Below are 11,975 nucleotides of genomic sequence, written 5' to 3' on the forward strand. Positions count from 1 at the left end.
GGGGGGGCGGGCGGCCCCCCCCCCCCCCCCGCCCCCCTCCCGGGGTGCTGACGGGCGGGGGGGCGCCGCCCCCCCCCCCCCCCCCCCCCGCCCCCCCCCCCCCCCCCCCCCCCCCCCCCCCCCGACTCTACAGACAGCGACGGTCAGCGACGCACGTAGTGTACGAACCGGAACGCGTACGCGTGGCGCGCATCGGCCGGATGCGGCTCGCTGCTGGTTTCCTCCCAGACGCCCGGATCCACCTCGGGGAAATGGGTGTCGGCCGGTACGTCGGCATCCACCCAGGTCAGGTACAGGTCGCTGGCCTGGTCCAGCAGCTGGCGGAAGATCTCGCCGCCGCCGATGATGCACAGCTCGCTGGCGCCCTCGCCTTCGGTAATGGCCTTTGCTTCATCCAGCGACGCCACCGCACGCATACCCTCGAACGGCACCTGGCCGATGCGGGTCAGCACCAGGTTGGTCCGCCCCGGCAGCACGCGGCCGATCGATTCGGCGGTCTTGCGCCCCATCAGGATCGGCTTGCCCAGGGTGAGCGCCTTGAAGTGCTTGAAGTCGTCCGGCAGGTGCCAGGGCATCGCGTTGCCCTGGCCGATGCCACGGTTGCGGTCCAGCGCCACGATCATCGAGAGTTTCATCCGAGCACCCCTGTCAGCTGGCATCGATCTGCAGGCGCTGGCAGGCATCCTTCGCCACCTGCGCGGCCTGGAATGCAGCAGCCAGTGCTGGCGTGGCGGGAGCGTTCTCATCCATTGCAGCAAACACCTTCTGCTTCTGCGCGTCGTCGATCTCCTGCAGGCCCGGCCCGGACATCACCTGCCGGTACAGCCCGCCGGGGTCGGTGTCCGCGTCGGCACTCTGCGCAAGGAAGGCCTTCAATTCCTCGGCGGAATACACCGCCGCGAGCTGCTTGTCCATGGCTGCCAGGTACGCCGGCTCTTCGATGCCCGACCTCACCTGTGCGGCCATTGCCGCGTACAGGGTCGTCACTGCCTCGCCCATCTGCGCCTGGCAACCGGCCGGCGAATCCTTGACCAGGCTCTGCCCGGCGCCGCCGTTCATCGCCTCGGTGATGGCCTGTATCTCTTCCTGCACATGCCGGTGCACGATCTGCGCATTGACCTGCCGGGCCAGCGCCAGCGTATCCGCCGGGGCAGCCTGCGCCATGGCCGGCAACAGGCCCGCCAGCACCAGCAGCGCCGGTGCAGACATACGCCGCCTCATACCGCCACCGGCGCCTTGATCGCCGGGTGCGGGTCGTAGCCATCAATGCGGATGTCGTCGAACTGGAAACCGAACAGGTCGCTCACCTCCGGGTTCAACCACAGCTTGGGCAGCGTGCGCGGTTCACGCGACAGCTGCTCGCGCGCCTGCTCGTAATGGTTCGAATACAGGTGCGCATCGCCCAGGGTGTGCACGAAATCGCCCACGCCCAGGCCGGTGGCCTGCGCCACCATGTGGGTCAGCAGCGCGTAGCTGGCAATGTTGAACGGCACGCCGAGGAAGATGTCGCCGCTGCGCTGGTACAGCTGGCAGCTGAGCTTGCCGTCCACCACGTAGAACTGGAACAGGTTGTGGCACGGCATCAGCGCCATCTGCGAAAGCTCGCCCACGTTCCAGGCGCTGACCACCAGCCGGCGCGAATCGGGGTTGCGCTTGATCTCGTCCACCAGCCACTGCATCTGGTCGATCTCGCGACCATCGGCGGTGGCCCAGCTGCGCCACTGCTTGCCGTAGACCGGGCCGAGGTCGCCGTTCTCGTCGGCCCACTCGTCCCAGATGCGCACTTGGTTGTCCTTCAGGTAGCCGATGTTGGTATCGCCCTTCAGGAACCACAGCAGCTCGTGGATGATCGAGCGTAGGTGCAGCTTCTTGGTGGTGACCAGCGGGAAGCCTTCGTTGAGGTCGAAGCGCATCTGCCAGCCGAACACGCTGCGCGTGCCGGTGCCGGTGCGGTCGCTCTTCTCGGTGCCATGCTCGAGCACATGCGAGAGCAGGTCGAGGTAGGCCTTCATGCCTTGCCCTCCGCGGCCACCATCGGCTGCGGCTGCAGCACCGGTGCGCGGCGCGACAGGGCCAGCAGCACCAGCCCGAAGGCGATGAGCGGCACGCACAGGATCTGGCCCTTGGTCAGCCAGCCGAAGGCCATGTAGATGCCGTTGTCGGGCATGCGCACGAACTCGACCGCGAAGCGGAAGATGCCGTACAGCAGGGCGAACAGGCCACCGATCAGGTAGCGGTGGCGCGGCTTGGCCGACACCGCCCACAGCACCACGAACATCACCAGGCCTTCCAGCGCCGCTTCATACAGCTGCGAGGGATGGCGGGCGTACTGGTTCAGCGCGCCGGTGGCGAACTGCGCCTGCAGAGTGGCGGTGTCAAGCTGGTTCAGCGGGGCCGGCAGGCCGGACGGGAACACCACGCCCCAGCTGCCATCGGTGTACTTGCCCCACAGCTCTGCGCCGATGAAGTTGCCGATGCGGCCGAAGCCCAGCCCAAGCGGCACCAGCGGCGCCATGAAATCCATGGTGTCGAAGAAGTGCAGCGCGTGCTTGCGCGACCACCACCAGCAGGCGGCGATGACGCCGAGCAGGCCGCCGTGGAAGCTCATGCCGCCATCCCACACCTTGAACAGCAGCAGCGGGTTGTGCAGGAAGTCGCCCAGCGCGTAGAACAGCATGTAGCCGATGCGCCCGCCCAGCACCACGCCGAGCATGGCGTAGAACAGCAGGTCGGAGAAACCGTTGGCATCGACGCCCGGCAGGCGGCCCTCGGCGATGCGCTTGCGGCCCAGCAGCCAGGCCGCGGTGAAGCCCAGCAGGTACATGATGCCGTACCAGTGCACCTTGATCGGCCCCAGCGAAAGGGCGATGGGGTCGATGTCGTGGAAATAGATCATGGAAGCTGCCTTGCGGGAGTACGGGTATTTTACGGCTCAACCCAGGATCTGCGGGGTGTCGGGCAGGCCGTCATCATCGGACCGCGTGGCCGCCGGGAAGTGCCCTTCCACCAGCGCGGAGACTTCATCGATGGCGCTGCGCAGCGCCTCGGCCGGGTTGGCCCCGCGCAGGCCCTCGCGCAGGTGGGTGCAGACCCGCTGCCACTGCGCTGGACTGACCCGGCCGTGCAGGCCGCGGTCAGCCACGATCTCGATGGCGTGGTCGGCCAGCAGCAGGTAGATCAGCACGCCGTTGTTGTGGTGGGTGTCCCAGGTGCGCAGCTGGGCGAAGGCCTGCTCGGCCGCCTGCCGCGGGGTCGTGCCCCGCCACAGCGCGTGCAGCGGCAGGTCCGCCTCCACCGCGAACATGACCTGGCCGCCATGGCGTGCCTCGCCGGCGGCAATGGCCTCGGTGATGGCCTGCAGGGTGTCCGGCGGGAAGGCCCGCCGCACCGAGGGCGCGACCACATGTCGGAGCAGGCGCCGGATCATCACCAGCCCCCCGAGGCGCCGCCGCCGCCGGAGCGGCCACCACCGCCACCCCAGCCGCCGCCGAAACCGCCACCGCCGCCGAAGCCACCGCCCCCACCCCAGCTGCCGCCTCCCCAGCCACCCCCGCCGGCATAGCGCCCGGGGTGGCCGGACAACATCGCCACGACCAGACCGACGATGCCGGCCACGCCGCTGGCCAGCAGGGTGGAGGTGAACAGGAACGCGGCCAGCGCCGCGCCGCCGCCGCCGAGCAGGCCGCGCAGCGGGCGTGGCACCCGCGAGAACACCCCGCGCAGCATGCTGCCCGCGAACACGCCGATGAACAGCGCCAGGATCCAGATATCGCCACCACCGCCCGGTTCGTGGCCGCGCTGGCCGCTGACCGGCGCCGGCAACGGCTCGCCATCGACCAGCTTCACCAGCACCGCCGTGGCGTCGGTGATGCCACCGGCGTAATCGCCGCTGCGGAAGCGCGGCACCAGGTACTCCTGGATGACCCGGTTGGCGATGGCATCGGGAATCGCGCCTTCCAGGCCGTAGCCCGGTTCGATGCGTACGCGCCGGTCGTCCTTGGCCACCACCAGCAGCACGCCGTCATCCACGCCCTTGCGGCCGATCTGCCACTGGTCGAAAACGCGGGTGGTGTACTGGGCGATGTCCTCGGGCTGGGTGCTGGGCACCACCAGCACCTGCAGCTGGCTGCCCTTGCGCTGCTGCAGGTCCAGTGCCTGCTGCACCAGCGCCTGCTTCTGCGCGGCATCGAGGGTGCCGGTGGTATCGACCACCGGCGAATCCAGCGCGGGAATCGGCGCCAGCGACTGCGCCTGCGACGCCAGCGGCAGCCACAGCAGGAACGCCAGCAGCAGTGCGGTGGCCAGGCGCATCGGTCAGTGCGCCGGCTGCGGTGCCGGCTGCTGCTGCGGCGTGGTGCCGAAGTCGACCACCGGCGCGTTGGAGATCTGCGCTTCGTTCTCGACGCTGAAGTTGGGCTTGGGCTGGTAGCCGAAGATCTTCGCGGTGACCAGCTGCGGGAACGAGCGGATGTAGGTGTTGTAGTCCTGCACCTGCTGGATGTAGCGGCCGCGGGCCACGGTGATGCGGTTCTCGGTGCCTTCCAGCTGTGCCTGCAGGTCGCGGAAGTTGGCGTCGGACTTCAGCGTGGGGTAGTTCTCGGTGACCACCAGCAGGCGCGACAGCGCGCTGCCCAGTTCGCCCTGCGCCTGCTGGAACTGCTTGAGCGAGGCAGGGTCATCGGCGTTGACGTTGATCTGGCCGACGCGCGAGCGGGCGTTGGTGACTTCGGTCAGCACGCGCTCTTCCTGGCTGGCGAAACCTTTGACGGTCTGCACGAGGTTGGGCACCAGGTCGGCGCGGCGCTTGTACTGGTTGAGCACTTCGGACCAGCTGGCCTTGACCGCCTCATCCTTCTGCTGGATGGCGTTGTAACCACAGCCGGAGAGCAGGGAGGCCATCAGCAGCAGGGGCAGGACGCGGGTGAGCAGGCGCATGGCGGGAGTTCCGGGTGGACTGGCTGCCGAGCATGCCATGGTTTGCGTTAACGCCGGCGTGGAGGTCGGGGTGTCGGCCAACGGGCTGGGCCCCCTCCGCGGTGGGGCTAGTGCATCTCGGGGTTGGTCGGGAGGGTGGGTTGGCTGGGGGACGCTGCAAGTACGTCCCTGTAAGCTCGGTCGCCGCATCCATGCGGCTCACGCCCCCAGCCAACCCACCCTCCCGACCATGGACGGTTTATCGGCACCGCGGGAAAGATCAAAAAGAGCAAGAGCAAGAGCAAAAGCCAAAGCCCATGCTTCAGGCATTCGTGCCGACCAACGGTCGGCACCCACCAACAGCCGAGTGGACCTGTCGGGGGTGGGGCTGTGTGGGCTTGCAGGACCGCAGGCGCCATGGATGGCGCCTACGAGCCCCCATGGACGGGTTTACGGCGTGTCCTGCAAGCCCACACCGCCCCGCCCAACCAGCAGAAAACCAGCACCGCTTTTGACGTTGACGTTGACGTTGATTCTGCGGGTGCAGGGCTGCAAGCCCTGCCGGAGCCCCACCCCCCTCAACAGGCCTGAGCCACCGGCGCGCGCGTCCGCCCCAGCCACGCCAGCAGCAACCCCGACACCGCCAGCAACCCACCGGCGAACGGAATCGCCGCATACCCCAGGCCCGCGCTGATCACCGCGCCACCCAGCGCCGCACCCACCGCGTTGCCCAGGTTGAACGCACCGACATTGATCGACGACGCCAGACCCGGCGCCTCGCTGGCCACCTGCATCACCCGGATCTGCAGCGGCGGCACCAGGGCAAAGGTCGCCGCACCGAACAGCAGGACACCGAGCGCCGCCGTGGCGTGGCTCATGAAGGCCAGCGGCAGCACGAACATCAGCACCGCCAGCACGGCCAACAGGATGCGCGTGGCGCCATCCAGCGACCAGTCCGCCATGCGCCCGCCGATGCCGTTGCCGACGGTGAAGCCAATGCCGATCAGCGCCAGCGACATCGCAATGAATGCATTCGACGCGCCCGTCAGTTCGCTCAGCACCGGCGCCACGTAGGTGTAGAGAGTGAACATCGCACCGGCACCCAGCACCGTGGTGGCCATCGCCAGCAGCACCTGCGGCTGCAGGATCGCGCGTATCTCGCGACGCACGTCCGGGCGTGCATCCGGCGCCGACGCCGGCAGTGCCAGGCCCAATGCGGTGATCGCAACCAGGCCCAGGACCGCCGTGCCGGCGAAGGACAGGCGCCAGCCCAGCTGCTGGCCGACCCAGGTGGCCAGCGGCACCCCACCGATGTTGGCGATGGTCAGGCCCATGAACATGGTGGCCACGGCGGCGGCCTGCTTCTCCTTCGATACCAGGCTGGCGGCGACCACGGCACCGATGCCGAAGAACGCACCGTGGTTGAGGCTGGTGACCAGGCGTGACAGCAGTAGCAGGCCATAGTTCGGCGCCAGCGCCGACAGCAGGTTGCCGACCACGAAGATCGACATCAGCAGCATCAGCGCGGTGCGCTTGCCGAACCGCCCCATCAACAGGGTCATCACCGGTGCGCCCAGCATCACGCCGACGGCATAGGCGGTGATCAGCATGCCGGCGGAAGGAATGCTCACGCCCACGCCATCGGCGATGACCGGCAACAGGCCCATCGGGGCGAACTCGGTGGTGCCGATGGCAAAGGCGCCGACGGCGAGGGCCAGCAGTGCGGCTCGGGAATTCATGGGGGTTCCTGTGGGGAGGAAACGGGAAGCTGCGTAGCCTGCGCGCTTTGCCGCCGCCGATTAAGCCTCGCCGCGGGAAAACAGTGTTGACCCCGGTTCACAGGTGGCGGCGTGATTCCGCCGGGCATGGCCCGGCGAGCGCAGCGGCCCCCACAACGCAGAACCCCCGGCAATGCCGGGGGTCCTGGATGGATCGTTTACCAGTTGCCGGCGCCCGGCACGTGGTGGTCGCGTGCGCGGCGGCGCATCAGCAGGTTCAGCCATTCCACCAGCACCGAGAAGCCCATCGCGGCGTAGATGTAGGGCTTGGGCACGTGCACGTCCAGGCCGTCCAGGATCAGCACCGCACCGATCAGCAGGATGAAGGCCAGGGCCAGCATCTTCACTGTCGGGTTGGCATCGATGAAACGGCCCAGCGGGTTGGCAGCCAGCAGCATCACCAGCACCGACAGCAGGATGGCGGCGACCATCACCGGGATGTGGTCGGCGATGCCGACAGCGGTGATCACCGAGTCCAGCGAGAACACGATGTCGATGACCGCGATCTGCGCGATGACGTAGCCGAACACGGCCGAGGCCTTGGTGGTGCTGGGGTCTTCGTCCTCGCCACCGGTGATCAGTTCCTTGATCTCCATGAAGCCCTTGATGATCAGGAACAGGCCACCGACGATCAGCACCAGGTCGCGGATGGAGATGCCCATGCCGGCCACGGTGAACAGGTTCGCCGCCATGTGCGCCAGGTAGGCCAGCGATACCAGCAGGCCGATACGGGTGATGCAGGCCACGGCGATGCCGAGCTTGCGTGCGAACGGACGGCGCTCTTCCGGCAGCTTGCTGACGGCGATGGAGATGAACACCAGGTTGTCGATGCCGAGCACGATTTCCAGGGCGCTGAGGGTAAACAGGGTTACCCAGGCATTGGGGTCGGCGAGAAACTCAAAGGACATGGAAACTCTTCAGGACAGTGGGGGAATGGGGGTTCAGGCGTACGTGCCGGCCAACAGGTGGGGCACCACGACCAGTGCCCAGCACAGCAGCACGTTCATCATCAGCACGAACACCGCTGCCGAGCCCATGTCCTTGGCGCGGCCAGCCAGCTCGTGGATCTCCGCGCCGTAGCGCTCGATCACCGCTTCGATGGCCGAGTTGGCCAGTTCCATCGCCAGCACCAGCAGCATCGAGCCGATCATCAGCGCGCGCTCGACCGGGGTCTGGCCCAGCCACAGCGCCAGCGGGGCCAGCACTACCAGCAGGTAGACCTCCAGCCGGAACGAGGACTCGTGCAGCCAGGCGGCGCGCAGGCCCTGCCAGGACCAGCGGGCGGCCTGGAAGATGCGGCGCGGCCCGCGGGGCATGTGACCGAACTGATCAGCCACGGAGGAATTTTCCACCAACAGGGGCGCGGCGCAGCGACCGCTCAGACGCACGGCAGGCAATCATGGGTGCACAGGAATGGGCAGACAGCCCCCATTTTGCCACAAGGGCGGCAGCGGCACCCCGCGGCGGCCGGCCAACCACCCGCCATGGGCAAGCGCAGCACGGCGGCGAACTCCTATGATGGGTGTCCCCTGTCCCTACTGGAGCCGCTGATGACACTCGCCCGTACCTGTCTGCTGTCGCTTGGATTGCTGACCCTGGCCCCGCTGGCCCAGGCGTTGAGCCCGCCGGCCGCGCCGCGCGTGCCCGACCAGGTGTCCAACGTGGCCTGGGAAGGCGACATGGCCAGCTTCCTCAAGGCCGACCAGGGCAACCCGCCGCCGCGCGGTGGCATCGAGTTCATCGGCAGCTCCTCGATCCGCTTCTGGGGAAGCCTGGCCCAGGACTTCCCGGGCCAGCCGGTGTTCAACCGCGGCTTCGGTGGTTCGGAAGTGCGCGACAGCACCTGGTATGCCGACAAGATCGTGGTGCCCTATGCGCCGTGCAAGGTGTTCTTCTACGCCGGCGACAACGATCTCAACAGCGGCCGCAGCGCCACCCAGGTGCGCGATGACGTGGTGGCCTTCGTGCAGCGCGTGCACCGCGACCTGCCGAAGACCAAGGTGGAATACCTGTCGATCAAGCCCAGCCCGTCGCGCGCGCACCTGCTGCCGGCGATCAATCAGGCCAACGCGATGATCAAGGCCGCCCTGGCCAAGCTGCCCAATGCCGGCTACACCGACATCTACACCCCGATGCTGGGCGCCGATGGCCAGCCGGACGCGAAGCTGTTCCGCGAGGACATGCTGCACATGACCCCGGCCGGCTATGCGATCTGGACCAAGGCCGTGGCACCGAAGGTCAACTGCAACTGAGCAAAGCGTGCGCCGGGCCATGCCCGGCGACGCGGCAGGCATGGGGTCAGAGCCCGTTGCGTTGCAACGGGATCCGACCCCGGTAGCGCCGGGCCATGCCCGGCGTCGGGATCAGCGGAAAACGACCGTCGCTTCGGTGCCCTTGCCGGGCTCGCTGGCGAGACTGACCTTCCAGCCGAAGCGGTCGCACAGCCGGCGCACGATCGACAGGCCCAGGCCGGTACCCTGCGGACGATCCGGTTCCGCGCGGTAGAACGGCTCGAACGCACGGGCCAGCGCCTCGGCCGACATGCCGATGCCGGTATCACGCACCACCACCCGGTGAGATTCGACCTGCACGTCGATGCGGCCTTCGTCGGTGTAGTTGCAGGCGTTGCGCACCAGGTTGCTGACCACCACCTGCAGCACCCGCGGCGGCGCGTGCAGCTGCACCGGGCCGGCGCTGTGCAGGTGCACCGCCACCGGGCGGTTGCCCAGCAGTTCGTTGGCGTTGTCCACCTCGTAGCGGACGATGTCGTTGACATCGAACAGCTCGATCTGCGGCTCGATGTCGGCCTCGCGGGCCAGGATCAGGAACGCATCGATCACCGCCTCCATGTCCCGCCCGGCCCGCTGGATGCGCTGCAGGCTGCGGCGCAGGCGCGGTTCCAGGGTCTCGTCGCCCAGTGCCATGTCGCTGGCTACGCGGATCACGGTCAGCGGCGTGCGCAGTTCGTGGCTGGCATCGCGGGTGAAGTTGCGCTCGCGGGCCACATGGTCGGTGACCCGGTTGGCCAGTGAATGCAGCGCCGCCGCCAGCTGGCGGGTCTCGCCCTGCATGTCGCCCGGCAGCTTGTCCGGCTCCAGGTCGGCCGCCTCGGGGTGGCCCGGGTCCCAGCGCGACACGCGCCGCGCCAGCCAGTTCACCGGCGACACCAGGCGCTTGGACGCGCGGTAGGTCACCCAGCTGGCGCCGTAGACGGCCAGCAGGGTCAGCAGCACCGGCACGATGCCGAACCAGAACGCCAGCATTTCCGCGCGCGAGCGCAGGAACACCAAGTACAGGCGGCCCTGCGGCCGGGCATCGACCAGCACCAGCTGGTCATCGCCGGGCAGTTCGTGGAAACCGGGTTCCAGCGTTCGCAGGTTGGCCGGGAGCGACAGGCTGGAGCGCCCGCGCTCGAGCAGGTACCCGCGGATGTTCTGGGTATTGGGGGGCGGCTGCGCGGGCGAGGCCTCGTGCAGCGTCCAGTAGTAGGCGGCCTCTTCGCGCAGGGCGGCGCCCACCAGGCTGTGCTTGATCACCAGCGAGACCAGCCAGGCGCCCAGCAGGATGCCTACGCTGGCCAGCACTGCCTGCAGGATGAAAGCGATACGGATCTTGCGCGGCAGGCCGTGCGGCATTGCGGGGTCCCGGTTGAAGCGCTGCGATTATAGGCAGCGCGCCGTGCCGGCGACGTGCACGGTGGATGACCACCCCTGCGGCCGACGGCCCGTCCCCTGCCCCGCGACCCGGCCGAAGCCGGGGCGGGCCTGTTCCTGTACCGGCACTGCTCAGGCCATGGGCTGGGCAATGTCGGCGATGCGGTAACCGGCACTCTGCACGGTATGCAGCAGCGGACGGTCGAACGGCTTGTCGATGATCTTGCGCAGGTTGTACAGATGGCTGCGCAGGGTGTCCGAATCCGGCAGCCCGTTGCCCCAGATCTCGCGTTCGATTTCCTGGCGGGTGACCACGCGGGGCGATTCCCGCATCAGAATGGTCAGCAGGCGCAGGCCGATCGGCGAAAGCTGCAGTTCGGTACCGGCGCGGGTGGCCCGCATGCTGACCGGATCGAGCACCAGGTCGGCGACCTTGAGCACTTCCGAACCGACCTGGCGACGTTCGCGGCGGATCAGCGCGCGCAGGCGGGCTTCCAGTTCCTGGATGGCGAACGGCTTGGTCAGGTAGTCATCGGCACCAAACCCCAGGCCGGTGAGCTTGTCGTCCAGCGTGTCGCGCGCGGTCAACATCAGCACCGGGGTCGACTTGCGGGCATCGTTGCGCAGGCGGCGGCACACTTCGATGCCATCCAGGCGCGGCAGCATCAGGTCCAGCACGACAACGTCGTAGCTGTTCTCAGCCGCCAGACGGTAGCCGTCCAGGCCATCCTGCGCATAGTCCACCTCGAAGCCACGGCCTTCCAGGTATTCGCCGATCATCTCGGAGATGTTGCGGTTGTCCTCGACCACCAGCACCAAGCCGGAAGTCTCCTTCGTCTGACGCATGTGAGTACCTCTTTCTTCAGCTTTGTGAAACATGCCCGATCGACGGTGGACGCGATGTGAAGTTCCGTCAAGACGCAGAAAAAATTTTCACAGCAGGGGTTTGAGCAGCGGCCAGACGTTGTCCAGGACCTTCGGCTGGGCCTGCGCGGTGGGGTGCAGGCCGTCGGCCTGCATCAGCCCCGGCTGCAGGGCCACGCCCTCCAGCAGGAACGGCAGCAGCGGCACCTTGTACCTGTCGGCCAGCGCGCGGTAGGCGGCGGCCAGGCGCTGGCGGTAGGCCGGGCCGTAGTTGGGCGGCACGTCGATGCCCAGCAGCAGCACCTTGGCCCCGGCGGCGCGGCTGGCCAGCAGCATCTTTTCCAGATTGCCCTGCACCTGCGCCGGGGTCAGCCCGCGCAGGGCATCGTTGCCGCCCAGGGCAATGACCACGACGGTCGGCTTCTCCTTGGCCAGCAGGCCCGGCAGGCGGGTCAGCGCGCCGGCGGTGGTTTCCCCGCTCATGCTGGCGTTGACGATGCGGGGCGGCGTTTTCGACTGCTGCCTGACCCGCTTGTCCAGCAGGGTGACCCAGCCCGCGTCGGCCGGGATATTGTGGGCAGCACTGAGGCTGTCACCGAGCACCAGCACCGTGCCGGCCGGACCTTTGGCACACGCCAGCCCGGACCACAGCAGCAACCCTAGCAGCAGCACCATCATCGTGCCGGCTTGCCGGCTCCATCCTGTAATGCGCATTGGAGTCTCCTCATCGACAGCCTGTCCCCCCGCAGCGCGTCCGTCGCCATCG

General features: G+C 68.1%; 14 protein-coding genes. 1 reads left to right on the plus strand and 13 read right to left on the minus strand.

What is annotated here, in order from left to right:
* Positions 1-143: 143 nt before the first annotated feature.
* From NQ204_RS07575 to NQ204_RS07620, 10 genes are all read right to left on the minus strand, one after another.
* Complete coding sequence (locus NQ204_RS07575; protein WP_256643499.1) at positions 144-635, minus strand: dihydrofolate reductase; 492 nt, start codon at positions 633-635, stop codon at positions 144-146.
* Positions 636-648: 13 nt separating this feature from the next.
* On the minus strand, positions 649-1,209 hold the full coding sequence (locus NQ204_RS07580) for a hypothetical protein (RefSeq protein WP_116864534.1): 561 nt from the start codon (positions 1,207-1,209) through the stop codon (positions 649-651).
* Positions 1,210-1,217: 8 nt separating this feature from the next.
* On the minus strand, positions 1,218-2,012 hold the full coding sequence (locus tag NQ204_RS07585) for a thymidylate synthase (RefSeq protein ID WP_256643500.1): 795 nt from the start codon (positions 2,010-2,012) through the stop codon (positions 1,218-1,220).
* Positions 2,009-2,896 (minus strand): prolipoprotein diacylglyceryl transferase, encoded by an 888-nt coding sequence (gene lgt / locus NQ204_RS07590; RefSeq protein WP_108767794.1) that lies wholly within the window; start codon positions 2,894-2,896, stop codon positions 2,009-2,011. Before lgt ends, NQ204_RS07585 begins: the two co-directional genes overlap by 4 nt.
* Before the next feature lie 36 nt (positions 2,897-2,932).
* On the minus strand, positions 2,933-3,427 hold the full coding sequence (locus tag NQ204_RS07595) for a TPM domain-containing protein (protein ID WP_116864536.1): 495 nt from the start codon (positions 3,425-3,427) through the stop codon (positions 2,933-2,935).
* On the minus strand, positions 3,427-4,311 hold the full coding sequence (locus NQ204_RS07600) for a TPM domain-containing protein (protein ID WP_256643501.1): 885 nt from the start codon (positions 4,309-4,311) through the stop codon (positions 3,427-3,429). Before NQ204_RS07600 ends, NQ204_RS07595 begins: the two co-directional genes overlap by 1 nt.
* A 3-nt stretch (positions 4,312-4,314) precedes the next feature.
* Positions 4,315-4,935 carry a LemA family protein gene (locus NQ204_RS07605; protein WP_256643502.1) on the minus strand — a complete coding sequence of 207 codons (621 nt, stop codon included), beginning with the start codon at positions 4,933-4,935 and terminating at the stop codon, positions 4,315-4,317.
* A 557-nt stretch (positions 4,936-5,492) separates the two neighbouring features.
* Entirely contained in the window at positions 5,493-6,653 is a 1,161-nt protein-coding gene (locus tag NQ204_RS07610; protein ID WP_256643503.1) for an MFS transporter, read from the minus strand.
* A 197-nt stretch (positions 6,654-6,850) separates the two neighbouring features.
* Positions 6,851-7,600: a TerC family protein gene (locus tag NQ204_RS07615; protein WP_108767789.1), complete on the minus strand. Its 750-nt coding sequence runs from the start codon at positions 7,598-7,600 to the stop codon at positions 6,851-6,853.
* A 33-nt stretch (positions 7,601-7,633) separates the two neighbouring features.
* Positions 7,634-8,029 carry a diacylglycerol kinase gene (locus NQ204_RS07620; protein ID WP_108767788.1) on the minus strand — a complete coding sequence of 132 codons (396 nt, stop codon included), beginning with the start codon at positions 8,027-8,029 and terminating at the stop codon, positions 7,634-7,636.
* Between the two features lie 213 nt (positions 8,030-8,242).
* Here NQ204_RS07620 and NQ204_RS07625 point away from each other — a divergent pair, with 213 nt between their 5' ends.
* Positions 8,243-8,944 carry an SGNH/GDSL hydrolase family protein gene (locus tag NQ204_RS07625; protein WP_256643504.1) on the plus strand — a complete coding sequence of 234 codons (702 nt, stop codon included), beginning with the start codon at positions 8,243-8,245 and terminating at the stop codon, positions 8,942-8,944.
* Positions 8,945-9,055: 111 nt separating this feature from the next.
* Here the strand turns inward: NQ204_RS07625 and NQ204_RS07630 are convergent, their stop codons facing one another.
* The 3 genes from NQ204_RS07630 to NQ204_RS07640 form a co-directional block, all read right to left on the minus strand.
* Complete coding sequence (locus tag NQ204_RS07630; protein WP_256643505.1) at positions 9,056-10,327, minus strand: sensor histidine kinase; 1,272 nt, start codon at positions 10,325-10,327, stop codon at positions 9,056-9,058.
* A gap of 150 nt (positions 10,328-10,477) precedes the next feature.
* Positions 10,478-11,191 carry a response regulator transcription factor gene (locus NQ204_RS07635; RefSeq protein ID WP_002811889.1) on the minus strand — a complete coding sequence of 238 codons (714 nt, stop codon included), beginning with the start codon at positions 11,189-11,191 and terminating at the stop codon, positions 10,478-10,480.
* Between the two features lie 87 nt (positions 11,192-11,278).
* Positions 11,279-11,923, minus strand: coding sequence for an arylesterase (locus NQ204_RS07640; protein WP_116865244.1), 645 nt, complete (start codon positions 11,921-11,923; stop codon positions 11,279-11,281).
* Positions 11,924-11,975: the final 52 nt, after the last annotated feature.

This window comes from Stenotrophomonas testudinis (assembly GCF_024499815.1).
Classification (GTDB): Bacteria; Pseudomonadota; Gammaproteobacteria; order Xanthomonadales; family Xanthomonadaceae; genus Stenotrophomonas.